Annotated in this window: 24 protein-coding genes; all 24 read left to right on the forward strand. The window is 41.3% G+C overall.

Annotated elements, in window-relative coordinates; genetic code table 11:
* Nucleotides 1–92: 92 nt before the first annotated feature.
* The 24 genes from ATS72_RS00290 (at nt 93) to ATS72_RS00405 (ending at nt 25233) form a co-directional block, all read left to right on the forward strand.
* Nucleotides 93–1205: a sensor histidine kinase gene (locus ATS72_RS00290; RefSeq protein ID WP_058428548.1), complete on the forward strand. Its 1113-nt coding sequence runs from the start codon at nt 93–95 to the stop codon at nt 1203–1205.
* The gene (locus ATS72_RS00295; RefSeq protein ID WP_039036587.1) at nt 1202–2668 is read left to right on the forward strand and encodes a sigma-54-dependent transcriptional regulator; all 1467 of its coding nucleotides are present in this window, start codon (nt 1202–1204) and stop codon (nt 2666–2668) included. Before ATS72_RS00290 ends, ATS72_RS00295 begins: the two co-directional genes overlap by 4 nt.
* Before the next feature lie 157 nt (nt 2669–2825).
* The gene (gene fliE, locus ATS72_RS00300) at nt 2826–3158 is read left to right on the forward strand and encodes a flagellar hook-basal body complex protein FliE (RefSeq protein WP_008132633.1); all 333 of its coding nucleotides are present in this window, start codon (nt 2826–2828) and stop codon (nt 3156–3158) included.
* 20 nt (nt 3159–3178) lie between these two features.
* The gene (fliF, locus tag ATS72_RS00305) at nt 3179–4894 is read left to right on the forward strand and encodes a flagellar basal-body MS-ring/collar protein FliF (protein ID WP_008132632.1); all 1716 of its coding nucleotides are present in this window, start codon (nt 3179–3181) and stop codon (nt 4892–4894) included.
* Nucleotides 4887–5933, forward strand: coding sequence for a flagellar motor switch protein FliG (gene fliG, locus ATS72_RS00310; protein WP_006792737.1), 1047 nt, complete (start codon nt 4887–4889; stop codon nt 5931–5933). The genes fliF and fliG overlap by 8 nt, the downstream gene beginning before the upstream one ends.
* A 3-nt stretch (nt 5934–5936) precedes the next feature.
* Complete coding sequence (fliH, locus tag ATS72_RS00315) at nt 5937–6743, forward strand: flagellar assembly protein FliH (RefSeq protein ID WP_058428549.1); 807 nt, start codon at nt 5937–5939, stop codon at nt 6741–6743.
* Nucleotides 6744–6761: 18 nt separating this feature from the next.
* Complete coding sequence (gene fliI, locus ATS72_RS00320) at nt 6762–8096, forward strand: flagellar protein export ATPase FliI (RefSeq protein ID WP_006792739.1); 1335 nt, start codon at nt 6762–6764, stop codon at nt 8094–8096.
* A complete protein-coding gene (gene fliJ, locus ATS72_RS00325; RefSeq protein ID WP_006792740.1) occupies nt 8096–8542 on the forward strand; it encodes a flagellar export protein FliJ in 447 nt (148 codons plus the stop codon). The genes fliI and fliJ overlap by 1 nt, the downstream gene beginning before the upstream one ends.
* A gap of 95 nt (nt 8543–8637) precedes the next feature.
* Nucleotides 8638–11010: a flagellar hook-length control protein FliK gene (locus tag ATS72_RS00330; protein ID WP_058429153.1), complete on the forward strand. Its 2373-nt coding sequence runs from the start codon at nt 8638–8640 to the stop codon at nt 11008–11010.
* Nucleotides 11011–11067: 57 nt separating this feature from the next.
* Nucleotides 11068–11595 (forward strand): flagellar basal body-associated protein FliL, encoded by a 528-nt coding sequence (gene fliL, locus ATS72_RS00335; RefSeq protein WP_058428550.1) that lies wholly within the window; start codon nt 11068–11070, stop codon nt 11593–11595.
* Between the two features lie 9 nt (nt 11596–11604).
* A complete protein-coding gene (gene fliM, locus ATS72_RS00340; protein ID WP_010555915.1) occupies nt 11605–12696 on the forward strand; it encodes a flagellar motor switch protein FliM in 1092 nt (363 codons plus the stop codon).
* A gap of 20 nt (nt 12697–12716) precedes the next feature.
* Nucleotides 12717–13115, forward strand: a complete 399-nt coding sequence (fliN, locus tag ATS72_RS00345) for a flagellar motor switch protein FliN (RefSeq protein ID WP_006792745.1) — start codon at nt 12717–12719, stop codon at nt 13113–13115.
* The gene (gene fliO / locus ATS72_RS00350) at nt 13112–13495 is read left to right on the forward strand and encodes a flagellar biosynthetic protein FliO (RefSeq protein WP_006792746.1); all 384 of its coding nucleotides are present in this window, start codon (nt 13112–13114) and stop codon (nt 13493–13495) included. The genes fliN and fliO overlap by 4 nt, the downstream gene beginning before the upstream one ends.
* 4 nt (nt 13496–13499) lie before the next feature.
* Complete coding sequence (gene fliP / locus ATS72_RS00355) at nt 13500–14240, forward strand: flagellar type III secretion system pore protein FliP (RefSeq protein ID WP_010555917.1); 741 nt, start codon at nt 13500–13502, stop codon at nt 14238–14240.
* Nucleotides 14241–14280: 40 nt separating this feature from the next.
* The gene (locus ATS72_RS00360; protein ID WP_006792748.1) at nt 14281–14550 is read left to right on the forward strand and encodes a flagellar biosynthetic protein FliQ; all 270 of its coding nucleotides are present in this window, start codon (nt 14281–14283) and stop codon (nt 14548–14550) included.
* Between the two features lie 3 nt (nt 14551–14553).
* Complete coding sequence (gene fliR / locus ATS72_RS00365) at nt 14554–15333, forward strand: flagellar biosynthetic protein FliR (protein WP_006792749.1); 780 nt, start codon at nt 14554–14556, stop codon at nt 15331–15333.
* A 9-nt stretch (nt 15334–15342) separates the two neighbouring features.
* A complete protein-coding gene (gene flhB, locus ATS72_RS00370) occupies nt 15343–16473 on the forward strand; it encodes a flagellar biosynthesis protein FlhB (protein ID WP_010555918.1) in 1131 nt (376 codons plus the stop codon).
* Nucleotides 16474–16546: 73 nt separating this feature from the next.
* The gene (gene flhA, locus ATS72_RS00375; RefSeq protein ID WP_006792751.1) at nt 16547–18655 is read left to right on the forward strand and encodes a flagellar biosynthesis protein FlhA; all 2109 of its coding nucleotides are present in this window, start codon (nt 16547–16549) and stop codon (nt 18653–18655) included.
* A gap of 20 nt (nt 18656–18675) precedes the next feature.
* The gene (gene flhF, locus ATS72_RS00380) at nt 18676–20151 is read left to right on the forward strand and encodes a flagellar biosynthesis protein FlhF (RefSeq protein WP_058428551.1); all 1476 of its coding nucleotides are present in this window, start codon (nt 18676–18678) and stop codon (nt 20149–20151) included.
* Entirely contained in the window at nt 20144–21004 is an 861-nt protein-coding gene (locus tag ATS72_RS00385; protein ID WP_006792753.1) for a MinD/ParA family ATP-binding protein, read from the forward strand. Before flhF ends, ATS72_RS00385 begins: the two co-directional genes overlap by 8 nt.
* A 26-nt stretch (nt 21005–21030) precedes the next feature.
* On the forward strand, nt 21031–21741 hold the full coding sequence (locus ATS72_RS00390) for an RNA polymerase sigma factor FliA (RefSeq protein WP_008132612.1): 711 nt from the start codon (nt 21031–21033) through the stop codon (nt 21739–21741).
* Nucleotides 21742–21780: 39 nt separating this feature from the next.
* Nucleotides 21781–22164: a chemotaxis response regulator CheY gene (gene cheY / locus ATS72_RS00395; protein WP_008132609.1), complete on the forward strand. Its 384-nt coding sequence runs from the start codon at nt 21781–21783 to the stop codon at nt 22162–22164.
* A gap of 18 nt (nt 22165–22182) precedes the next feature.
* Nucleotides 22183–22950: a protein phosphatase CheZ gene (locus ATS72_RS00400; RefSeq protein WP_006792756.1), complete on the forward strand. Its 768-nt coding sequence runs from the start codon at nt 22183–22185 to the stop codon at nt 22948–22950.
* Nucleotides 22951–22965: 15 nt separating this feature from the next.
* Nucleotides 22966–25233, forward strand: a complete 2268-nt coding sequence (locus ATS72_RS00405; RefSeq protein WP_058428552.1) for a chemotaxis protein CheA — start codon at nt 22966–22968, stop codon at nt 25231–25233.
* Nucleotides 25234–25258: the final 25 nt, after the last annotated feature.

Raw genomic sequence — 25258 nt, forward strand, 5'->3', positions numbered from 1 at the left:
ATTATTATTGTAAGTTAATGAAAATAATATAAATAAATTTTGGTACACATTGTGCATTAAGCTCTATATCTATACAAATTCGAGATTTGATTATGGCCCTTGCGAGCGTGCTTAAACCACAGTTTATTTCTGCAAATCAGTATAACCCATGTTTACTTCAAGAGGAGTACATAGGTGAGTTAAGCGATCTGCGTCAGCAAGCAAGTTGGCTTTCACATTTAGTTGATACCATGCCCGCAGGTGTGGTTGTGCTTGATGGTAAAGGAATGATTGCAAAGGCCAACCAAATAGCCATTGATATGTTAGGCGAACCTTTAGAAGGTGAAAAGTGGTTTAGCGTTATTCAACGCTCTTTTAGACCGCATCAAGACGATGGTCACGAAGTATCACTGAAAGATGGCCGTTTAATTAAGCTTGATATAACAGCGTTAGCGCCCGAGTCGGGCCAGCTGATTTTAATGACCGATTTGAGTGAAACGCGCCGTTTACAAAAGCGAGTTGCTCATATGCAGCGCCTAAGTGCTTTGGGGAAAATGGTGGCGTCGCTTGCACATCAGGTTCGAACCCCACTTTCAGCGGCCATGCTTTATGCTGCTAATTTGGGCTCTAAGCGTTTACCCGAGACATCTCGCGATAATTTTCAAAGCAAGTTAATGTCACGCTTAAAAGATTTAGAAACTCAAGTAAACGATATGCTACTTTTTGCCAAAAGTGGCGACCAACAAGTTGTTGAGCAAGTGTCTATGCAGCAGTTACTCAGTGAGGTAAAAGCGGGTGCTGATGCTATGGTGACACTAAATGACAGTCATTTAGCTGTTAACCTCCCAGAGCCAGATATTCAAATAACAGGCAATAAATCAGCCATAGCCAGCGCAATTCAAAATTTAATCCATAACAGTATTCAAGTCATTGGTGCTGGCGCTGAAGTAAAATTAAGTGCTGCGACTGACGAGCAAAATCCAGATTTTGTTCGTATCAGTGTATCTGATAACGGTCCAGGTATTGATTTAACTCAAGCAGAAAAAATATTTGAACCCTTTTATACCACTAAAAGCCAAGGCACAGGGTTAGGGCTTGCTGTTGTGAGTTCGGTTGCAAACGCTCATCAGGGGCGTGTTGACGTGACTAATAATAAAGGCGGTGGAGCATGCTTTAGTTTGCTTTTACCTATTCGCACCGAATCTAAATTAGAGGAATCATTATGAGTAACACTATTTTAGTTGTCGAAGATGATGCAGGGCTTCGCGAAGCCTTAATTGACACACTCGAAATGTCGGGGATTGAATGTATTGCGGCTAATTGTGCAGAGCAAGCCATGCTATTGCTGAAAAAAGAGCAATTTTCGCTGGTGGTGAGTGATGTACAAATGGGCACTATGAGTGGGCTTGATTTACTACGCAGTATTAAGCTTAACCACCCTGAATTGCCTGTTTTAATGATGACGGCGTACGCTACCATTGACGATGCTGTTGAAGCGATGCGCTTGGGCGCTATTGATTACATGGCAAAGCCGTTTGCACCTGAAGTTTTACTCAATATGGTAAGTCGATACTTACCTGAAAAAGCAAAGGAGACCGACGGACCCATTGTTGCCGATCCAAGCAGTATTCAACTTTTAGAGTTAGCAAGTAAAGTTGCCCGCTCTGATGCGAGCGTTATGGTGCTAGGCCCAAGTGGTTCAGGTAAGGAAGTGCTTGCACGGTATATTCATGATAAATCGAACCGATGCGATGCGCCGTTTGTTGCGATTAACTGTGCAGCAATTCCTGAAAATATGCTTGAAGCAACCTTATTTGGTTATGAAAAGGGTGCGTTTACAGGCGCAATTCAAGCGTGTCCTGGTAAGTTTGAGCAAGCGCAAGGCGGTACTATATTGCTCGACGAAATAACAGAAATGGATTTAGGGCTGCAAGCTAAACTACTTCGTGTGTTGCAAGAGCGCGAAGTAGAGCGCTTAGGTGGAAGAAAAACAATCCAGTTAGACGTACGTATACTTGCAACAAGTAACCGCGATTTGAAAGAAGCGGTTACCGAAAACCAATTTAGAGAAGATTTATACTACAGGCTTAATGTGTTTCCTTTGATGTGGCGACCACTTTGTCAGCGACCTGGAGATATCCTTGTATTGGCTAAGCATTTAATTGAGCGCCACTTAAACAAAAGTAAAGAGCCTATGGCTTATCTTGATAGTGCCGCAGAGAAAAAATTACTTGCTCATTCTTGGCCTGGTAATGTGCGTGAGCTTGATAACGTAATACAACGTGCGTTAATACTTAGGACTGGGGATACTCTAAACGAGCATGCAATTTTCATTGAAAACATAGCGGCGACAGATTTTGTAATGGAGCCTGCATCTGTCAGCGCGCAAAATACTAGTCAGCAGCAAGTAAATGCTACTAATAGAGATATTGACCAAGGCGCTATGAGTTCAGCGTATTATGACGAACAGTCATCTCCAGCCGAGCCAACAAAACAAGACTTATTGGCTGTTGATACGGGAAGTTATAAGGATGAGCTAAAAGATAAAGAGCATCGCATTATTTTAGAAACGTTAGCAAGATGCCAAGGTAAGCGAAAAGATGTCGCTGAAACGCTAGGTATAAGCCCTCGGACTTTACGTTACAAACTAGCGCAGATGCGCGATTTAGGTATTTCACTCCCCGCATAACATCATTTTTAGCCCTAAATTTACCCTTTGAATTTAGGGCTGTCAAAACTCTGACTTGTCAAATTTCTTCCAACTCATTGAAATTATTAATTTAATTTTTTGGCATGCTTTGTGCTTTATTCATGTTAAGAGTTAACTGCATTGTCAGAGACAAATTATGAAAATTCAAAACAGCGCTGTATTTCAAGAAATGCAATCAATGGCTTTAGAGGCTGGCCGTAATAATCAAATCGAAAGACTGCCAGTAAAAACACAAGCCTCATCAACCGCTCAATTTGGCGATATGCTATCGGATGCAATTAATACTGTGCACGGTTTGCAGCAAGATGCTAAACAAAAAGTAGTGGCGGTAGAAACAGGCGACAGAAGCGTGTCTTTGGCTGAAGCAATGATTGCTTCTCAAAAGTCGTCAGTTGCATTTGAAGCGACAGTGCAGGTTCGTAATAAACTTGTCGAAGCTTACAAAGAAATCATGAACATGCCTGTTTAACTAGGTAGTGGAGAATTATTGTGGCGCAATCTAATCAATCAACCGATCTGGCTCTTGCTACTGGTGAAATGGACCAAAGCGATAGCGACGATCAACAAGAACAGAAATCAGGCTACTTAAGTTCGCTAAATGGCGTTGATTTATTGCGCCAAGTAACTTTAGTTATTGCTTTAGGCATTTGTTTAGCGATTGCTATATTTATTATTATTTGGGCGCGTCAGCCAGATATGCGCCCGCTTGGTAAAATGCAGACAGAAGAGCTTATTGAAACGCTCGACTTTTTAGATGCACAAAAAATTGAATACCAAGTAGATGGAAATGTAGTGCTCGTCCCTGAAACTGAGTATCAAAATATTAAACTTTTAATGACTCGTGAAGGGCTAGAGCAAGGCCCTACATCGGGTTCAGATATTATTATGCAAGACATGGGGTTTGGTGTAAGTCAGCGTTTAGAGCGTGAACGCTTAAAGCATGGCCGAGAACAACAGTTAGCGCGCACAATTGAAGAGCTCAATAATATTACGCGTGCACGTGTATTGCTTGCCATTCCAAAAGAAAATGTATTTGCGCGCAGAGAGAAAAAGCCTTCAGCAACTGTTGTACTTACTCTTAAGCGTGGGCGTTCGCTAGATAGCGAAGAGGTCGACTCAGTGGTTGATATGGTTGCATCGGCTGTACAAGGTTTAGAGCCGGCTCGTGTAACAGTAACGGATCAAAATGGTCGCTTACTAAATTCAGGCTCGCAAACATCGCTTGCTGCCCGTTCACGCAAAGAGTACGACATAGAGCGCAAGCGTGAACAAGAATATCTTGAAAAAATAGACAGTATTTTAATACCTGTAGTAGGGCTTGCAAACTACACTGCACAAGTTGATTTAAGTATGGACTTTAGTGCTGTTGAGGAGACGCAAAAACGCTACAACCCAGATTTACCAGCAGTAAGAAGCGAAACCACATTCGAAGAAAATAATATAGGTGGTCTAGCAGTAGGTATACCTGGTGCACTGACGAATCAGCCTCCAGTAAACTCTAATATCCCTGAAGTAGCAGGACAAGGTGGAGCAGGTAGTGCAACTTCACCATCAAGAACGCATAAAGAAGCGACGCGTAACTATGAGTTAGATACAACTATCTCACATAAGCGTCAGCAAACAGGTGTGATACGCAGAATAAGCGTGTCGGTGGCCGTTGACTACATTCCAAAAGTAGGTGAAAACGGTGAAACCACAATGACACCGCGCTCAGTGGAAGAGCTGTCAAATATTCGTCGTTTATTACAAGGTGGCGTTGGTTTTGACATGCAGCGTGGTGATGCACTTGAAGTGGTAACGGTTCCGTTTGTTCGCGAAGCAACTGATTTTGATATTAGCGTGCCGCTTTGGGAGCAGGATTGGTTTATGAAAATAATCCGCTTGGTACTGGGCGCATTAGTTATTATTGTACTCATAATGGCGGTAGTTAAACCGATGCTTAAACGCTTAATTTACCCAGACGATACACTTGAAGAATATGACGAAGATGCGTTAAGTGCAGGGGTAGACATTGGCGATAGCACGTTGGATATGCTAAACAAAGACTTTGATTCTGCTTCAATTGGTTTCTCAAGCGATGGTACACTGCAGTTACCAGATTTACATGGCGACGAAGACTTACTCAAAGCAATTCGTGCCCTTGTAGCCAATGAACCAGAACTATCATCACAAGTAGTGAAAGCGTGGTTAACAGAAGATGACTGATCAAGATCAAGAACAAAAACAACTTCCAGCAGCGTTTGATGTTGATAAGCTAGACGGTGTAGATAAAGCCGCTATTTTATTACTTAGCTTATCAGAGGAAGATGCAGCCCAAATACTTAAGCACTTGGAGCCTAAACAAGTTCAAAAAGTTGGGATGGCAATGGCTGCGTTAGACGACCTGTCACAGGCTAAAATAAGTGCGGTTCACAACTTGTTTATTGAGCAAATTCAAAGCTTCAGTACTATAGGGTTTCAGTCGGAAGACTTTATTAAAAAGGCGCTTACTGCTGCATTGGGTGAAGATAAAGCGGCCAGCCTTATTGACCAAATTGTTATGGGGTCTGGGGCTAAAGGCCTTGATTCCCTCAAATGGATGGATTCTAAGCAGGTGGCGAATATTATTCGTAATGAACACCCCCAAATACAAACGATTGTATTGTCTTACTTAGAGCCTGAGCAGTCCGCAGAAATTATTGCGCAGTTCCCAGAGAAAGTTCGTCTTGATTTAACCATGCGAATCGCTAACCTTGAAGAAGTGCAACCAGCTGCACTGCAAGAACTTAACGAAATTATGGAAAAACAATTTGCCGGACAAGCAGGGGCACAAGCTGCGAAAATGGGTGGCTTAAAAGCCGCGGCAGACATTATGAACTACCTAGATACAAACGTAGAAGGGCAGTTAATGGATTCTATTCGTGAACATGACGAAGAGATGTCTCAGCAAATTCAGGATCTTATGTTTGTATTTGAAAACTTAATGGATGTGGATGACCGGGGTATTCAAGCCATTCTACGAGAAGTACAACAAGATGTATTAATGAAAGCAATCAAAGGTGCAGACGACGGTCTGAAAGACAAAATACTGGGCAATATGTCTAAGCGTGCTGCCGATATGCTGGCTGATGATTTAGAAGCAATGGCGCCTGTACGTATTAGCGAAGTTGAAGCTGCCCAAAAAGAAATTCTATCAACGGCACGTCGTTTATCTGATTCGGGTGAGATTCAGTTAGGCGGTGGTGGTGGTGAGGAGTTCTTGTAAACCATGAGTAAACTCAAAGGGCGTCCACTTCGAGCTGAAGAAGCTGATGAATTATTAAAACATTGGGCTATTCCCGATGTAGCACCGAATGAAAAAAGCTTTGGTAATCGTTCTACAGCGTATGGCACCCCATTGGGCGAGCTTTATAAAAAAGAATTGGCCGAAGAGATGCCGACCGATGAGCCCGAAGAGCCAGAACTGCCAAAGCTTACTATGGTTGAGCTTGAACGCATTAGACAAGATGCTTATGAAGAAGGCCTTAAACAAGGTCATGAACAAGGCTACATTGACGGCTTTGAAAAAGGCGTTAGTGAGGGAAAAGAAGCTGGTTATAAAGAGGGGCTAGAGCTCGGTAAAACTCAAGGCCAAGAAGATATAAAACCTATTATTGAAGAGCAACTAATTAGTCTTAAAGGTATTTTAGAAGCACTTAATTCACCGCTAAAAAAAGTGGATGAACAAGCCGAGTTGCAACTAATACAATTAGCTAGCATGTTGGCTGAAGCAGTTATATACCAAGAAGTACAAACATCGCCAGATGTTATTTTACATACATTAAAACACAGTATTGATTCGTTAAGTGCGCAACAAGAAAAAGTAAAAGTGCATCTAAACCCAACCGATCTAGAGGTTATAAAAGATAGCTATGGCGAGCAAACTATAGCAGACAATAACTGGCAATTAGTTCCCGAACCCACGCTTGAAAGAGGTGGATGTGAGGTGAAAACCGCGCAATCTTCTCTCGATATGACTTTAAAAACACGCGTCAAAGAAACGTTGGATAGTTTTTTGCATAATAGTAATATCTAAATATTTTTTAGGCGTACTATGTCTGTGCAAATTGCTTCTTTGAGCGAACGCTTGTCGCAATATCAACAAAACATTAAGCCCTACACACCTGCAGTAGCGGGTATATTAACGCGTGTTGTTGGCCTTACCTTAGAGGCAAAAGGTCTGAGGGCACCTGTTGGTAGTCAATGTAAAATCGAAACCATGAACGGTTTTGTTGACGCAGAAATTGTTGGTTTTAACGACCAAACCTTATATTTAATGCCTAATGATCATATTTCCGGCGTACTGCCAGGTGCCCGAGTAATACCCCAAGTAAATAATTTGGGGTTACCTGTAGGAATGAGCCTACTAGGGCGTGTAGTTGATGGCTTAGGGCGTCCACTCGACGGACTTGGTAAAATAAACGCAGAACATTATTTAAAGTTTGCTCAAAATACGATTAACCCTTTAGCCAGACGTCCGATCAGCCAGCCAATGGACGTTGGGGTGCGGGCTATTAATTCAGTGATCACCGTAGGGCAAGGTCAGCGTATGGGCTTATTTGCAGGCTCTGGTGTAGGTAAGTCTGTGCTGCTAGGAATGATGACTAGGGGCAGCGAAGCCGATGTCATTGTAGTTGGTTTGGTTGGTGAACGTGGTCGTGAGGTCAAAGAGTTTATTGAAGAAATTCTTGGAGAAGAAGGGCGTAAACGTTCTGTTGTTGTTGCAGCACCCGCCGATTCATCGCCATTAATGCGTTTAAAAGGTTGTGAAAGTGCAGTGACCATTGCCGAATATTTTAGAGACCAAGGTTTAAATGTGTTACTGCTACTCGATTCAGTAACTCGCTACGCAATGGCTCAGCGAGAAATTGCTTTAGCAGTTGGAGAACCACCGGCAACAAAAGGATACCCACCATCGGTTTTTGCAAAACTACCAGCCTTAGTTGAACGAGCTGGTAATGGGGGGGAAGGGCAAGGTGCTATAACAGCCTTTTTCACCGTCTTAAGTGAGGGCGATGATATGCAAGACCCAATTGCAGACGCTGCACGCGCCATACTAGACGGCCATATTGTACTTTCTCGTGAGTTAGCCGACAGCGGCCATTACCCAGCAATAGATATCGAAAAATCTATTTCACGTGTTATGCCCCAAGTGGTTTCAGAGCCTCATATGCAACAAGCGCGAGTACTTAAACAAGTGTATTCAATGTACCAACAAAATAAAGACATGATCACATTAGGCGCCTATCAAAAGGGCACTGATCCCATGCTCGACCAAGCAATAAATATGATGCCAAGAGTAAACGGGTTTTTACAGCAAGGTATGCGTGATGTGATAAGTTATGACGATGGGCTGCAAGGGCTAGCCCAATTATTAGGTCAAGGGTAATGGCTAAAAACAAATTTGACTTGCTGCTAAAACTTGAAAGCGACAAAGAAGAAAGTTTACGTATGAGTTATTTGCAAGCTAATCAAAACCTGCAAGCAAACCAGCAAAAACTTCAAGGCTTAAATGACTTTAGGCTTGAATACTCTCAACAGTTACATTTAAAAGGTCAATCAGGTTTATCAAGCGCTGGTTTTGGGCAGTATCATGCGTTTATAGCAAAAATTGAAGAGGCCATTCGGCAACAAGCAAGTACTGTAAATACGGCAAAGCAAGTTGTTTCACAGCGAAAAACGTTGTGGTTAAAACAGCAAATAAAGGCTAAAGCGGTGGCTAAATTGATTGAAAATCAAAAAATAAAAGCAGCAGCTGTGGTAGCTAAAAACGAGCAAAAAATGCTGGATGAGTTCACATCTAATCAATTTTTTCAGCGTCGCAAACTTTCTTAAGTTAGGCACGTTTATTGCTTTGTTAATGGGTGGTATTTAATTTTGGGCAATGTGCGGTGACATGTTGCCGTAACCGTATTAGGTGACTTATGGCGATGAATGATATTTCTGTTTCAATTTCGGCTGATAAAGAGTCTTTTTTAGCATTTAAAGACAGTAGCTTAGCCGATTCTGCTGATGAATCAGGTACTGAGTTTTTTACTCAGTTGCAAGACGCCCACACTACATTTGAGCCAACAAAAAAAGAGATTAACAAGCCTGAAACAGATACTTTATCTGCCGCCTCAGCAGATTCCTCATCAGTTACTAATGAAAAATTAAAAAGTGATTCTGATGATGAAGACATTGCCCAAATAAATTTGTCTGGAAGCGATATTCTGGAGCAGATCAATTCATCTCAACTAATGAACACTGAGGTTACAAAGCCAAGTGAAAAAGCAAAAGATATAAACCTTGCAGATACATCAACAAATAAAACACCGCTTGTTATTGCTGATTTAAAAGAGAAACTGCCGGTTAAAGGTTATGTTGCTGTGCCAGCAAAAGATTTACCTGTTAAAGATGAAGTAGGTAAAATAATAAGACCACATGCAACACTTACTGATAACAACACAAGCGGTGCGGCAAGTTTAGTCGATAATGTAGATATTAATGACTCGTCACATTCACAAAAACAAAATAAAACATCTCTTGCTCAGGCTGTTGAAGCAGAACTAAATATAAAATCGGATAAAGTTAAACACCCTGCACAAGCGCAAAGTATAACTCAGGGCTTTGATACAAAAGATAATGGAGCAGATACTAACAAAGGCATTTTTACGGGTAAAATAATAGCTTCACAAAGTTCAGTACTCTCTGACGTGAGTGTCAATTCTGATCAGACTATTTTAAAAACGGATGTTGATAAAATAGATACTACTCAAAGCACATTAGAGAATAGCGGTAAAGTTAACGTCAACACTTTAGCTCAAAATACCACAGCTAAAAATACAGTTGCGGAACTAACAGAAAATACGCTCACAGCAACGTTACCCAACTCAAACATAACTGAAACTGAGAAAGCAGACGCGATAAATACACTCATTGCTAAAGATGAAAATGCATTAATGTTACCCAACTCAAACATAACTGAAACTGAAAAAGCAGACGCGATAAATGCACTCATTGCTAAAGATGTAATTGCATTTAAAACAGATAAAGTATTAGCAAGCCTAACGCCTGAACAGCTAACAAAATTACAGACTGAAATTAAACCAGTGATGCTCGACGCACCTAGCAAAGCTGAAAAATTGACGGTTTTAAAGCAAATGCTTACCCAATTTATAACGGATAATAAACAGACACAAAGCACTGAAGTTAAGTCGTCACCCAGCGAGCAGTTTAATACGCTTTCAGGGACCGAAAAGCAGGCATTACTGACTCAATTAAATGCCTTTGTTAAAGCCGAGCAGCCAAAAGGTGAACAGTTAGCGACTATTAAGCAAGCGATTGATGAGCTAAAAGTGTTGGTTGTGAAAGATGCGAATCAATCATCAGACACTAAATTTACGATATCGCAAAAAGCTGTAAATGACTCACAAAAATTGCCGCCAACAAATGAATCTCAAATAGACAAAGTGGTTACCTTACCGGTAAAAGGTGAAGAGATAACAAAACCAGTTACTTTTGTAGCTTCACAAACACCAAATACGGTAAACAGACCACAAAAAGTGAGTGTGAAATCAGGCTCTGAAAATAGCGCTGATCCAACTAAATTAGCAGCACAGCCTACTAGTGATGAAGAGCTTACAAAAGCGCTTGAGCAATTGCAAAAAGAGGGGCTAAAAAATACCACGGCTGAGCAGTCACCCGCTAAAGTTATGCAGGTGTTTAACCATATAACTAATGCTTTAAATACAACCCAAACCAGTGCCCAAAGCTATTATGATTCGGTTGATTATGAAATGGGCTTGTTGGATCAACAAGCTATTCAAAATCAGCAGTTACAAAGTACAGCACAGACAAAGCAGGTAAGTATTGATCCTGGTGTGATGCAGGCGATTAATATAGTTAAAAGTGACGCGGCCAAGTTACTACAAGAGCGCGTTAGTTCAATGCTAAGCATTAATAACAAAGAGGCTGAAATTCGTCTTGATCCACCTGAGATGGGCAGCATGCAAATACGAGTTCGTAGCGATGCAGAACAAGCACAAATTAACTTTGTGGTACAAAACCAGCAGGCCAAAGAAGCACTCGAACAATCTATGCCTCGCTTACGCGAAATGTTAGCGCAACAGGGATTGGAACTTGGTGAAAGTACTATTTCATATGGCCAATCAGGTGGTGAAAATGCTGAGCAAAATGAATCGGGGGCGGGTGAGCAATTAGCCAAAAATGGAGCAGCAAATAGTGAAAGTGATGAGCCATCAAATAGCCCAGAACAAACTTCTGAGCAACAAACATCATCATCAATAGATTACTATGCCTAACTACTGCTATTATAATAACTAAAACAAGCAAATACCTTTGCGATATAAGGAATCATGATGGCTGAAGAAACAAGTTTAGAAATAGAAGAAGCGCCAAAAAGTAAAAAAAAGCTGATAATTATTATTGTAGCAGTACTGCTCGTTGTAGGTGGTGCTGCGGGGTTCTTTTTAATGTCGGGCTCGGATGAGCCTGTTGAAACATTAGATGAAGAAACGACCCTTTCAGAGGAAGCGCCAGAAGCTTCTGGGTCATCTGCAGAAATAGGCAGTGCGCTTTATGTTGCGATGCCAAGACCTTTTGTTTTTAACGTTCCGGGCTCGAGCCGAGATAGAATTGTACAAATTAAAGTGCAACTTTTGGTACGTGGTGAGGTAAATGAAGAAACAGCTAAAAAGCATATTCCGCTGATTGAAGGTAAGTTACTCAGTGTATTTTCAACCACTACTGCTGACGAGCTTAGTACCAGTGCAGGTAAAGAAACACTGCGTTTTACTGCGCTAGAGACAGTGCAAACTGCCTTAAATGACGTTGAAGGCAGCAAAGTAATTGAGCGGGTATTATTTACCGGCTTTGTAATGCAATAAGGGGTTAGCGTGAGCGACTTATTATCCCAAGACGAAATTGATGCGCTATTACATGGTGTTGATGACGTTGAAGAGGAAGATATAAACGATGGTGAAGATGGCGGGGGAAGTACGCTTCAGTACGATTTTTCTTCGCAAGATCGAATCGTACGTGGTCGCATGCCGACGCTGGAAATTGTTAACGAGCGTTTTGCTCGCCATATGCGAATTAGCCTATTTAATATGATGCGCCGCACAGCGGAAGTGTCTATTAATGGCGTTCAAATGATAAAGTTTGGTGAGTATGTTCACACTTTATTTGTACCAACAAGCTTAAATATGGTGCGTTTCAGACCTTTAAAGGGTACCGGCCTGATCACCATGGAAGCACGGTTAGTATTCATTTTGGTGGATAACTTTTTTGGCGGTGATGGCCGTTACCACGCAAAAATTGAAGGCCGTGAATTTACCCCAACAGAGCGCCGAATTGTACAAATGTTGCTAAAAATAATCTTTGAAGATTATAAAGAGGCATGGGCACCGGTAATGGACGTGTCGTTTGAGTACCTCGATTCAGAGGTAAACCCCGCAATGGCTAATATTGTGAGCCCGACTGAAGTTGTGGTTATTAGCTCTTTTCATATTGAACTCGATGGTGGCGGCGGTGATTTTCATATTGCCTTGCCATATTCAATGCTCGAACCAATAAGAGAACTTTTGGATGCGGGTGTTCAATCAGATACTGAAGATACCGACTTGCGTTGGAGTAAGGCATTACGAGATGAAATAATGGATGTTGAGGTTGACATGTCAACTCAGCTTTTAGAAGTTGACTTAACACTTCAACAAATAATGGAGCTTAAAGCAGGTGATATTATTCCTGTTGAAATGCCAGAGCATATAACTGTATTTGTAGAAGAGCTACCCACGTTTAGAGCTAAAATGGGCCGCTCTCGTGATAATGTTGCGTTGCAAATTAGCGAAAAAATTAAACGTCCTGATTCAGTTAAATCTGAGCTGCATGTATTTACCAAAGGCGGCAAGAAAATTGACTCAGATGCAGAGTTAGCAGAATTAGAAGAAGATTTACACCTTTCAGACGGTGTAGACTTAGACTGGTAATTGATTAAAAGGTTAAACGTATGAGCGATGATCAAGACACAATGGACGAATGGGCAGCCGCACTTGCTGAGGCTGAAGGTGGTGATGATGCTGGCGAAGCGCAAGTTGCCGAACTTGATGAATTAAGTGATGAAAAAAGCGAAATAACAGGCGAAGAAAAGCGCAAGCTCGATACTATTTTAGATATCCCAGTGACCATATCGATGGAAGTTGGACGCTCAAAAATTAATATTCGTAATTTACTGCAACTTAACCAAGGCTCTGTAGTTGAGCTTGATCGTGTTGCTGGTGAGCCATTAGATGTATTGGTTAATGGTACCTTAATTGCTCACGGTGAAGTGGTCGTGGTAAATGACAAGTTTGGTATTCGTTTAACGGATGTTATCAGCCAAGTAGAGCGGATCAAAAAGTTACGATGAGTGCCTTTTTTGCGCTAACAGCGTCTGTATTTACAAAAACAGAGTCAGTTACGCCTACGGGCGATTTAATTTCTATGGTGCTTTCGCTTATTGTGGTGCTAGTGCTCATTGTTGTTTTGGCTATTTTTGTAAAGAAACTTAATCCTAATTTGGCAAACAGTGATGAATTTAAAGTGGTTCGAAGTCTTCCCTTAGGCTCACGCGAACGCTTAATGGTGGTAGAAATTGATAATGCGCAGCATTTATTAGGCGTCACGCCGCATAGTATTAATTACCTTCATAAATTAGAATCACCACTGAGTGAAAAAGAAATCCCAGAACTTGCTAAGCAATTTAGTAAACTGTTAAACCCCAAATCGAAACAAAATAAAAAGAACTAAACCTATGACTAAGTGGCTGCTAATTATTTTTGCCATTGTGTTTGTTCCAAGCGTAAGCGCCGAAGGTATTGATGCGCTTACTATCACAACAAACGCAGATGGCACACAAGATTACTCGGTGACATTGCAAGTTTTAGCCATTATGACGGCGCTGAGTTTTATACCGGCAGCCATAATCATGATGACGTCTTTTACACGTATCATTGTTGTACTCGCAATTTTACGCCAAGCAATTGGTTTGCAGCAAACGCCCTCTAATCAAGTACTGTTGGGCATGTCTTTATTTTTAAGTATTTTTATCATGGCGCCTATTTACCAAAAGGTTAATGACGTAGCCATAGAGCCTTATTTGAGTGAGCAAGTTACGTCGGTACAAGCATTGGAGCTTGCAAAAGAGCCAATGAAAGCATTTATGCTCTCGCAGGTTCGTTTAAAAGACTTAGAAACATTTGCCAAAATAGCAGGCTACGACAAGCTAGAGTCACCTGAAGAAACTCCGCTCATAGTTCTTATACCCGCATTTGTAACAAGCGAACTGCAAACCGCGTTCATCATAGGATTCATGTTTTTTATACCTTTTTTAATCGTCGACTTAGTTGTTGCGTCTGTACTCATGGCTATGGGTATGATGATGCTCTCCCCCATGATTGTTTCCTTACCCTTTAAAATAATGCTGTTTGTACTTGTTGATGGCTGGAGCTTAGTGATGGGAACCCTCGCCAAAAGCTTTGGTTTAGGCACATAGTATGTATTTTTTGAATGTAACTAAAAGATAGGATTAGAGCATGGAACCAGAAATTTTTGTTGATATTCTTAGCGATGCACTGTTTTTAGTTATTAAGTTAGTATCGGCTATTGTTGTTCCAGGTTTAATTATTGGCCTAGTGGTGGCGGTGTTTCAAGCCGCTACGTCTATCAATGAACAAACGTTGAGTTTTTTACCGCGTTTGCTAATTACTATAAGTGCATTAATTGTTGGTGGTCACTGGTTTACACAAGAACTTATGGACTTTTTTACCCGGTTGGTGTTGCTCATTCCCGAAATTGCAGGTTAGCAAGTGGAGTACCCGTTTTCAGTTGTCATTCAATGGTTGAGCGACTTTTTACTACCTTTGGTACGTATTAGTTCCATGATTATGATAATGGCGGGGTTAGGCGCTAAAAATGTGCCAACACGTATAAAGCTGGGTTTATCAGTGGTCGTGACTCTGTTGGTTGTGCCTGTTCTTCCTCCAGCTACATTTACTAACTTGTTTTCGTTTGAAATGATTTTAGTGGTCATACAGCAAATGCTTATTGGAATAGCGATTGGCTTTGCTTCTACCTTGTTACTCAATACCTTCGTATTGGCAGGTCAGATACTTGCTATGCAAACCGGTTTAGGTTTTGCTTCTGTCATTGACCCCTCAAATGGAGCCAGCGTTCCGGCTGTTGGTCAGTTTTTTCTTATTTTAGCAACACTATTATTTTTTGTATTCAACGGCCACTTAATGATGATACAGATGGTTGTACATAGCTTTGAGGTACTGCCAATTGATGGTAATTGGTGGTCAGTAGATCATTACTGGGATATTGTAACGTGGGGCGGTTGGATGTTTACAACGGCTTTAGTGCTCTCACTTGCACCATTGACGGCAATGCTAGTGATTAATATTTCATTTGGTATTATGACCCGTGCGGCGCCTCAGTTAAATATTTTTGCTATTGGTTTTCCATTCACTCTTGTAGCAGGGCTTGTCATTATTTGGGCAACACTGGGCAACTTCATCCTGCAATTTGAATTTCAGTGGCTTAAAATGATCGAACTAATGTGTACCTTAGTTGGTTGTTCACCTTAGGAGTGTGTTATGGCTGAAGATTCAGGTCAAGAAAAAACAGAAGAACCCACAGGGAAAAAAATAGAAGAGTCTAAAAAGAAAGGGCAGGTTGCTCGTTCAAAAGAATTAGGCACTATGTTTGTTCTTATATTTTCAGCTATTTCATTGTTAATGTACGGCCCTGAAATTGGTAAGGGGTTATACAATATTATGGGCAGAATGCTCAGCCTTAATCGAAATGAAACCTACGATACCACTAAAATGTTTGCGGTTTGGTCCAGTGTTGCCGACGCGCTTATTTTTCCTATGGCTATGTTTGTATTCATTATTTTATTTGCGGGCATTATAGGTAATACTTTACTAGGTGGCTTTAATTTTAGTTGGCAAGCAGCCGCTCCTAAAGCAAGTAAAATGTCTCCATTTAAAGGCTTTAAACGCATGTTTGGCCCACAAGCTGCGGTAGAGCTTACTAAAGCTATTTTAAAGTTTTTAGTGGTCGCAAGTTTTGCCTTTTTTTTAATTAATACCTTTTTTGACGAAATATTACACTTAAGCATTGAGTCTGCACCTAATAATATTATCCATGCGCTCGAAATCCTCTCGTGGATGTTTTTGGCATTGTCGTGCACATTGGTGATTATTGCAGCAATTGATGCTCCGTATCAAAGTCATACTCACCATAAGCAGTTAAAAATGACACTGCAAGAAGTAAAAGATGAGTACAAAAACTCTGAAGGTGACCCTCAAATAAAAGCGCGTATTAGGCAAACTCAGAGACAAATGTCTCAAAAAAGAATGATGCAAGACGTGCCCGATGCCGATGTAGTTGTTACCAACCCAACGCATTATTCTGTTGCTCTTAAATACGACACTGAGCGAGCAGGAGCACCTATAGTGCTTGCTAAAGGCGTGGATGAACTGGCTATGCAAATTCGAAAAGTGGCAAACGGTAATGATGTACCCATTGTTGAGTCGCCAATGCTTACTCGAGCGCTTTATCATACCGCAGAAGTAGGAGAACAAATTCCTGATCAACTGTTTACTGCCGTTGCACAGGTGCTAGCTTATGTTTTTCAGCTAAAACGCTTCAATAAAGGTCGCGGAAAACGCCCGACTAAGCTTAATAAAAAGCTCCCCATTCCTGATGCCTACAGGTATTAATATTTCCCCTTTATTAACTTGGAATAGTTATTGCTAATTCTACGTAGTGTCAATTTTTTGAAATTGTAGAATTATGAGTTTTAAAGCGGTATTACAACAACTTAATGCAGATAAAAAAGAATATGCAAAAGGCGTAGGGACGCCTTTGCTTGTGCTTGCAGCTTTGGGAATGGTCATTTTACCGTTACCGCCATTTTTACTTGATATCCTTTTTTCATTCAATATTGCGTTAGCGTTGGTGGTACTACTCGTCACGGTTTACACCATGAAACCCGTTGAGTTTGGTATGTTTCCGGCCGTGTTGCTTATCGCCACAATTATGCGTTTAGCACTTAACGTAGCCAGTACACGTGTTGTATTGTTAGAGGGACATAATGGTGGAGATGCTGCGGGGAAAGTAATTGAAGCCTTTGGCTCTGTTGTGATTGGCGGTAATTATGCTGTTGGTTTAGTGGTGTTTTTAATTCTGATTATTATTAACTTTGTAGTAATCACAAAAGGTGCAGGGCGTATTTCTGAGGTATCTGCACGTTTTACACTTGATGCAATGCCTGGTAAACAAATGGCAATTGATGCTGATTTAAACGCTGGGTTTATTAGTGCCGAGCAAGCGCGGGATCGCCGAGAAGAAGTAACCCGCGAGGCCGATTTTTATGGTTCAATGGATGGTGCAAGTAAGTTTGTAAAAGGTGATGCTATTGCGGGTATCGTCATTTTAATTATTAACATTGTTGGTGGCCTATTTGTTGGCATGATCCAGCATGACTTAAGCTTTGGCCAAGCTATGGAAGTTTACACACTCCTTACGATTGGTGATGGCTTGGTGGCTCAGCTCCCCTCATTACTACTATCAATTGGTACCGCAATTGTAGTAACACGCCAAAACGAGTCTCTCAATATGGGCGACCAGTTTAAGAAACAACTTGGCAACGAAAAATCATTATTTATAGCCTCTGGCATCTTAATTACCATGGGCTTAGTGCCAGGCATGCCTCATTTAGCATTTTTAAGCCTAGGTGCATTATTAGGTTATTTAGCTTATTACACTCAACAAAGTAAATTAAAAGTGGCTGCAGCAGAAGCTGAGGCTGCTGCAAATGGAACTGCTGGTACGGGCGTTGCCAACAAGCAAGAGCAAAAAGAACTAGGCTGGGATGACGTTCAGCAGGTTGATGTAATCGGCCTGGAAGTGGGTTACAGACTAATCCCTTTAGTTGACCAGTCTCAAGGCGGAGAGCTACTAAATCGTATTAAGGGAGTACGTAAAAAGCTTTCTCAAGAGCTTGGTTTTTTAGTTCCACCCGTACATATTCGCGATAACTTAGAGCTTGACCCTAATGCATACAGAATTACGCTTATGGGGGTATCTACCGGTGAAGGTGAACTCAAGCATGGTGATGAGTTGGCAATAAACCCAGGTCAAGTATTTGGGCCAATTAAAGGGGTTGAAACTAAAGACCCTGCTTTTGGGCTTGATGCGGTATGGATAAAACCAGATCAAAAAGACGAAGCGCAATCGCTTGGCTATACCGTGGTAGATTCAGCGACGGTTGTGGCTACGCACATTAGCCAGTTACTCACTAACAGCGCAGCACTGCTGTTAGGTCACGAGGAAGTACAGAACTTATTAGATATGTTAGGTAAAAGCCACCCTCGCTTAGTTGAAGGTCTAGTCCCTGACGTATTACCGTTAACTGTGATTGTAAAAGTACTACAAAATCTACTTAATGAAGGCGTTGCAATTCGTGATATGCGCTCAATTGTACAAACCCTTGTTGAGTATGGGCCACGTAGTCAAGACCCTGATGTGCTAACGGCTGCAGTACGTATTTCATTACGTCGATTAATCGTTCAAGACGCTGTAGGCATGTCTTCAGAAATCCCTGTCATAACCTTGGCGCCTGAGTTGGAACAGATGTTGCATCAGTCACTACAAAATGCAGGCGACGAAGGTGCCGGTATAGAACCAGGACTTGCAGAGCGACTTCAAGTGTCACTAAATGAAGCGCATCAAAATCAAGAAATGTCCGGTGAACCTTCAATATTGCTAACGTCGGGAATGTTACGCACTGTGTTATCTCGTTTTGTTAAGTACACCATCCCGGGTTTAAGGGTGATGTCTTATCAAGAGGTACCAGATGAAAGACAGATCAAGATAGTCAGCTCTGTTGGCCAACAATAAGATTTTAAAGGGGTTGAATCATGAAAATAAAACGTTTTTTTGCTAAAGATATGCGCACAGTACTTAAAGAAGTTAAAGACGAATTAGGTGTTGATGCGGTTATTATGTCAAATAAAAAACTAGCTAACGGTGTAGAAATTGTAGCAGCAGTAGATTATGACAAAGCAGCCCCTAAAAAAGAGCAAGCACTTAGCGCTCCAGCACAAAGCTCAACAAAAACACAGCCAGTGCATAATTTTGTAAAACCAGAGCCTCTTCGCGCTAAACCAGAGCCACAAGCGAAAGTAGCCGATAGTCTTCAGGCATTATTAGAGCGTCAAGCCCCACGCCCTCGTTCTGCAGAATTGGCTTCTATGTTTTCTCAATCAGGTATTGATACTACAGACAACTACCAAGAGCCAGTTCAAGAGCAGCGTCCTCGTCCTATATTCACTAATGAACGTCAAGCTTCAGCGCGTCCGCAAACACAAGCAGACAGCCTTGGATTTGATGATTTAGAAAGTGGTTTTGATGATCTTGACAGTCCAGTGACACCTCGCCAAGAAACTAAGCATACTGAAAGTGAGCAAATTTCGTCAATGCGTGACGAAATGAATGCCATTCGTCAATTGTTAGAACATCAAGTGTCAGGGCTTATGCAACAAGACATGGCAAGACGCGATCCTACTCGTGCATGCATGATTGATCGTTTAGTCGGTATGGGAATAGATAAAGATGTTGCTGAGCAAATGGCGTGCTTTGTACCTGACGATGTATCTCGCCAGCAAGGTTGGAAAGCACTTTTAACAATGGTTGAAGATCAGATGCAGACAACCAACAACGAGATTTTACGTCAAGGCGGTGTATACGCCTTAGTCGGCCCAACGGGTGTTGGCAAAACAACAACCGTTGCTAAATTAGCTGCGCTTGGCGCACAAAAATACGGTGCAGACAAAGTCGCTTTAATCACAACAGACACATACAGAATTGGTGCTTATGAGCAACTCGCCACTTATGGCCGAATTATAGGTTGTGGTGTAAAGCAAGTTAAAGATGCTAATGAATTAGCTGAAGTTTTATATCATTTACGAAATAAACGACTAGTATTAATTGATACTGCGGGTATGAGCCAACGCGACTTGCGCTTAACTGAGCAACTTAATACGCTAATGCGTAATCAGCGTGTTGATATTCGCAGTTATTTAGTGCTCAGCGCAACATCGCAAATACATGTGTTGCAAGAAACCGTTAGGCATTTTAAAAAAGTGCAGTTAAGTGGTTGTATATTCACCAAATTAGACGAATCTTTAAGTTTAGGTGAGATTATTAGTATAGCGATTCAAAATCGCCTTCCAATAGGGTATCTTACTAACGGTCAACGAGTACCAGAAGATATTCGAGTTGCAAATGCTGAAAAACTAGTTAAAAAGGCTGAGCAACTCTATTTAAAAAGAGCAAAAGCACAACATTCAAGGCACCAAGCAGTGGCGCCAAGCACAGTAGGGATGTATGATTAACACAGTATTAGATCAAGCAAGTGGCCTGCGCAAAATGAGTCAAAACAATAACAACGGCGTAAAAGTTATCGCTGTCACTGGCGGTAAAGGTGGAGTAGGAAAAACAAATGTTTCTCTGAATACTGCAATTGCATTAGGCCAGCAAGGTAACAGAGTGTTGGTTCTTGATGCCGATTTAGGCTTAGCAAACTGTGACGTTATGCTAGGACTACGTGTTGAACGTAACTTATCACATGTTTTATCTGGTGAATGTGAACTTGATGAAATTTTAGTTGAAGGCCCCGCAGGTATAAAAATTGTACCCGCAACGTCAGGCTCTCAAAGTATGGTTGAATTGTCGCCTTCAGAGCACGCAGGACTTATACGGGCTTTTAGTGAATTAAATACAGAGTTTGATATTTTAATTGTCGATACAGCCGCAGGTATTTCAGACATGGTGCTGAGCTTTTCTCGCGCGGCACAAGACGTCATGGTTGTTGTATGCGACGAGCCCACATCGATTACAGATGCTTACGCGCTCATTAAAGTGTTGAGTCGCGAGCATGGTGTATACAAATTTAAAATTGTTGCAAATATGGTCCGTAGTATGCGTGAAGGGCAAGAGTTATTTGCTAAACTTTCCAAAGTGACCGATCGTTTTTTAGATGTATCAATGGACCTGGTCGCAACGGTTCCCTACGACGAAAATATGCGCAAAGCAACGCGTCGCCAAAAAGTTATTGTAGAGCTTTTTCCTAATTCGCCGGCGGCACTTGCGTTTCAAGCGTTAGCAACAAAAGCAGTTAAATGGCCAATACCTAATCAACCATCAGGTCATCTGGAGTTTTTCATAGAGAAACTAGTAAACGGCTAATTATGACAACATTGGTGAATAAAGTTATGGGATATCAATCAGCACAAAATTTAAATGTGATTGTTGAAAAACATGCATCACTTGTCAAAAAAGTGGCATGTCATCTTATAGCGCGTTTACCAGCCAGCGTGCAGCTGGACGATTTAATACAATCAGGAATGATAGGTCTGATTGAAGCATCTAAAAGTTTTGATGCAACCAAAGGGGCTAGCTTTGAAACTTTTGCGGGGATTCGTATTCGTGGGGCAATGCTTGACGAGATGCGACGTGGCGATTGGGCACCCCGTTCAGTGCATCGTAAAAGCCGTTTGGTGGCCGAAACAATTGCTTTTTTAGAAAAAAGCTTAAACCGTGAGCCGACAGATATAGAAGTTGCTGAAAAACTTGAAATTTCGTTAAATGAGTACCATCATATCTTAAACGATGTAAATGCAAGTAAAGTACTCGGTATTGAAGACCTTGGTGTTGATGAAGATGCCATCAGTCCAGTGGGCCAAGATTTAGCGCTAGACAAACCGTTTAATAATGTTAAAAATGAGCGGTTTAACGAGTCTTTATTAGGTGCAATAAAATCTTTACCAGAACGTGATGCAATGGTGCTGTCTTTGTACTATAACGATGAAATGAATTTAAAAGAAATAGGGCATATACTCGATGTAAGTGAATCGCGTGTAAGTCAAATACATGGTCAGGCGATGATTAAGCTTAAAGCTAAAATCAATGACTGGATAAATTAGTAGTAAGTAAACAAGGTTAAGACCTCACTGGGGGATGTTTTGGATAAAAACATGAAAATTCTGGTTGTTGACGATTTTTCAACAATGAGACGTATTATTAAAAATCTGTTGCGTGACTTAGGTTTCACTAATGTTCAAGAAGCAGACGATGGGTCAACCGCTTTGCCAATGCTACAAAATCAAGTATTTGATTTTGTTGTTACCGATTGGAATATGCCAGGAATGCAGGGTATAGACCTACTAAGAGCAATACGTGCGGATGATAAGCTTAAACACATTCCAGTATTGATGGTAACGGCTGAAGCTAAAAAAGAACAAATTATAGCGGCAGCACAGGCAGGTGTTAATGGTTATATCGTTAAGCCATTTACTGCTGGAACACTCAAAACTAAATTAGAAAAAGTATTTGAACGTTTAGGCTAATGATAGGGGGAGAGGCTTATGTCAGCACTTGCTGCGCCTCAAATAACTTTAGAACAAGCTCGTCAGCTCGTTGTTTTTCTAGAAAACGGTGAGCAAGACAAAGCCAATCAGTTAATTTTAGATACCGCTTCTAAGGAGCAATCTGAAATATTTGCTGAGGTTGGAAAGTTAACCCGTCAATTGCATGAAGCTTTAAAAAGCTTTGAGCTAGACACTCGCTTATCTGACTTAACTACCGATGCTATTCCAGATGCAAAGAAACGGCTCAATTATGTTATAGAAATGACAGAAAATGCCGCGAATAAAACAATGGATGCAGTTGAGGCTAGCCTACCAATTGCTCAACAGTTGGCAGACGAAATATCTCATATCAAACCGACATGGGATCGCCTAATGAATCGAGAGATTGAGTTAGGGGAGTTTAAATCGTTATGCCACAGCATTGATAAGTTTATGAACAATTCTCATCATAAAACCGATGAGCTGCAAAGTTTGATGACTAATGTACTTATGGCACAAGACTATCAAGATTTAACCGGACAAGTTATTCGCCGAGTTATTGAGCTTGTTAGAGAAGTTGAAGAAAGCTTAATTCATCTTTTGACAGCCTTCGCTGATCAAAGCGAAAGTAAAGCCGAAAAAATAGAACAACAAAAAACAAATGAACCATTAGACGAACAAACTTTAGCAGGTCCAGAAGGCCCTATTATTGATAAAGAATCACGTAATGATGTTGTATCTGATCAAGATGAAGTCGATGATCTTTTATCAAGTTTGGGCTTCTAAGAGGAGAGTAACTGCATGTTTGAAGTCGATGAAGATATTTTACAAGACTTTCTTGTAGAGGCAGGAGAAATCCTAGAGCTTTTATCTGAACAGTTAGTTGAGCTGGAAAACAATCCAGAGGACACCGAATTACTCAATGCCATATTTAGAGGGTTCCACACTGTAAAAGGTGGTGCTGGATTTTTAGCTATGACCGAGCTCGTTGATGCATGTCATGGCGCAGAGAATGTGTTCGATCTGCTTAGGCAAGGCGTACGAACGGTTAATTCAGAGTTGATGGATGTAATTTTACAAGCTCTCGATACGATTAACGAGATGTTTGCCACCATTCAAAATCGTGATAAACCAGAACCTGCTGATCCTGAACTTCTTGAAACCCTTCATAAACTAGGTTTACCTCCAACAGAAGAAGAGCTTGCTGGTGACTCACCAGTTGATTCAACTGAAGAACCTCAAGCCGAGGTTAATGATGCCCCAGTTGCCGAGGAAGCCTCAGGAACTGATGAAGAAGATCCGTTTGCATTTGACGAGCTATTTAGCGGTGGAACAGTTGAACAAAGCGATGATGAAACTCAGATTGACGAAATAACAGAAGATGAATTTGAAAACTTACTAGACGAATTACATGGAAAAGGTCAAAGCCCAGTAGCTGAAAGTGCGTCCAGTAGTAATGATGTCAGTGGAGACATTACAGATGATGAGTTTGACAACTTACTTGATGAACTTCATGGCGTTGGAAGCTTTGGTGCTGTTGCGGCCAGTGAGCCAGTAAAAGAGCAATCAGCAAGTAATAATTCTGCAGAAAATTCTTCAACGCCTTCAATAAGTTCACCTGCAAGTGATTCTAGCGATGATGAAATTAGCGATGATGAATTTGAAGCATTGCTTGACGAGCTTCACGGTTCAGGTGCTCCTAAATCAATAGAGAGCCCTGCAGCTCCAGAGCCAAAGCCGGCGGCAAAACCCGTAGCTAAAGTAAGTGAGCCTGTCAAAAAGCCTGAACCTGTAAAAGCAGCAGCCCCAAAACCTGTTCAAAAGCCAGCAGACAAACCGGCAGCAAAACCGGTAGCAAAAGCGGCTCCAGCGCCAGCAGCTGTGAAAAAGCCAGCTCCTCCGCAAGCAGAAACAACAGTGCGAGTTGACACAAAACGCCTAGACCAAATAATGAATATGGTGGGTGAGTTAGTACTTGTTCGTAATAGGTTGGTAAGTTTAGCCACTAACTCAGAAAGTGAAGCAATGGGTAAAGCCATTTCTAACCTAGATGTAGTGACTGCAGATATTCAAGGTGCAGTAATGCAAACGCGAATGCAGCCAATTAAAAAGGTATTTGGCCGCTTCCCTCGCGTTGTTCGTGACTTAGCACGAAGCCTCAATAAAGATATTAGCTTACAGCTTGTCGGTGAAGAAACCGATTTAGACAAAAACTTAGTTGAGGCACTTGCAGACCCACTAGTTCACTTAGTTAGAAATTCAGTGGATCACGGTATAGAAATGCCAGCTGACCGTGAAGCAGCAGGCAAACCTCGGACGGGTAATGTTACACTTTCAGCGTCTCAAGAGGGAGACCATATTTTGCTTACCATCAAAGATGATGGTGCGGGTATGGACGCAGAAAAGCTCAAAAAGATAGCGATTGGTAAAGGGGTAATAGATCACGATCAAGCAAGTCGTTTATCGGATACTGAAGCTTACAACTTAATATTTGCACCAGGATTTTCTACCAAAGAAGAGATCTCTGACATCTCAGGCCGTGGTGTGGGAATGGATGTTGTAAAAACTAAAATCACTCAACTTAATGGCTCAGTGAGTATTCAGTCAGAGCTAGGTGTTGGTACAATTTTAGAAATAAAAGTACCGTTAACACTTGCGATATTACCAACCTTGATGGTTGTAGTTGGCGAACAAACATTTGCATTACCATTAGCTGGTGTAAGCGAAATATTCCATTTAGATCTAACCAAAACAAATGTTGTTGATGGTCAATTAACAATTATTGTACGTAAGAAAGCGATACCGCTATTTTATCTTGAGCATTGGTTAGTTAAAGGAGCAGATCGCACTCAGCGCAAAGCGCAAGGTCATGTTGTTATTGTTCAAATAGGTACTCAGCAGGTTGGTTTTGTAGTTGATTCTTTAATAGGTCAAGAAGAAGTTGTAATTAAACCTCTTGATGCTCTTTTGCAGGGTACCCCAGGTATGGCAGGCGCAACTATTACATCAGATGGTGGAATTGCACTAATTTTAGATGTTCCAAATATGTTAAAACACTACGCTGGCTAAATCATAAAGTAGGTACACATAAGAT

It is taken from the genome of Pseudoalteromonas sp. 13-15, assembly GCF_001468205.2.
Lineage (GTDB): Bacteria > Pseudomonadota > Gammaproteobacteria > Enterobacterales > Alteromonadaceae > Pseudoalteromonas > Pseudoalteromonas marina.

Excerpts from the sequence above, each read along its gene's own strand:
- ATS72_RS00290 (WP_058428548.1), top strand. The coding sequence starts at position 93 with ATGGCCCTTGCGAGCGTGCTTAAACCACAGTTTATTTCTGCAAATCAG.
- ATS72_RS00295 (WP_039036587.1), top strand. The coding sequence starts at position 1,202 with ATGAGTAACACTATTTTAGTTGTCGAAGATGATGCAGGGCTTCGCGAA.
- fliE (WP_008132633.1), top strand. The coding sequence starts at position 2,826 with ATGAAAATTCAAAACAGCGCTGTATTTCAAGAAATGCAATCAATGGCT.
- fliG (WP_006792737.1), top strand. The coding sequence starts at position 4,887 with ATGACTGATCAAGATCAAGAACAAAAACAACTTCCAGCAGCGTTTGAT.
- fliH (WP_058428549.1), top strand. The coding sequence starts at position 5,937 with ATGAGTAAACTCAAAGGGCGTCCACTTCGAGCTGAAGAAGCTGATGAA.
- fliI (WP_006792739.1), top strand. The coding sequence starts at position 6,762 with ATGTCTGTGCAAATTGCTTCTTTGAGCGAACGCTTGTCGCAATATCAA.
- fliJ (WP_006792740.1), top strand. The coding sequence starts at position 8,096 with ATGGCTAAAAACAAATTTGACTTGCTGCTAAAACTTGAAAGCGACAAA.
- ATS72_RS00330 (WP_058429153.1), top strand. The coding sequence starts at position 8,638 with ATGAATGATATTTCTGTTTCAATTTCGGCTGATAAAGAGTCTTTTTTA.
- fliL (WP_058428550.1), top strand. The coding sequence starts at position 11,068 with ATGGCTGAAGAAACAAGTTTAGAAATAGAAGAAGCGCCAAAAAGTAAA.
- fliN (WP_006792745.1), top strand. The coding sequence starts at position 12,717 with ATGAGCGATGATCAAGACACAATGGACGAATGGGCAGCCGCACTTGCT.
- fliO (WP_006792746.1), top strand. The coding sequence starts at position 13,112 with ATGAGTGCCTTTTTTGCGCTAACAGCGTCTGTATTTACAAAAACAGAG.
- fliP (WP_010555917.1), top strand. The coding sequence starts at position 13,500 with ATGACTAAGTGGCTGCTAATTATTTTTGCCATTGTGTTTGTTCCAAGC.
- ATS72_RS00360 (WP_006792748.1), top strand. The coding sequence starts at position 14,281 with ATGGAACCAGAAATTTTTGTTGATATTCTTAGCGATGCACTGTTTTTA.
- flhB (WP_010555918.1), top strand. The coding sequence starts at position 15,343 with ATGGCTGAAGATTCAGGTCAAGAAAAAACAGAAGAACCCACAGGGAAA.
- flhA (WP_006792751.1), top strand. The coding sequence starts at position 16,547 with ATGAGTTTTAAAGCGGTATTACAACAACTTAATGCAGATAAAAAAGAA.
- flhF (WP_058428551.1), top strand. The coding sequence starts at position 18,676 with ATGAAAATAAAACGTTTTTTTGCTAAAGATATGCGCACAGTACTTAAA.
- ATS72_RS00385 (WP_006792753.1), top strand. The coding sequence starts at position 20,144 with ATGATTAACACAGTATTAGATCAAGCAAGTGGCCTGCGCAAAATGAGT.
- ATS72_RS00390 (WP_008132612.1), top strand. The coding sequence starts at position 21,031 with ATGGGATATCAATCAGCACAAAATTTAAATGTGATTGTTGAAAAACAT.
- ATS72_RS00400 (WP_006792756.1), top strand. The coding sequence starts at position 22,183 with ATGTCAGCACTTGCTGCGCCTCAAATAACTTTAGAACAAGCTCGTCAG.
- ATS72_RS00405 (WP_058428552.1), top strand. The coding sequence starts at position 22,966 with ATGTTTGAAGTCGATGAAGATATTTTACAAGACTTTCTTGTAGAGGCA.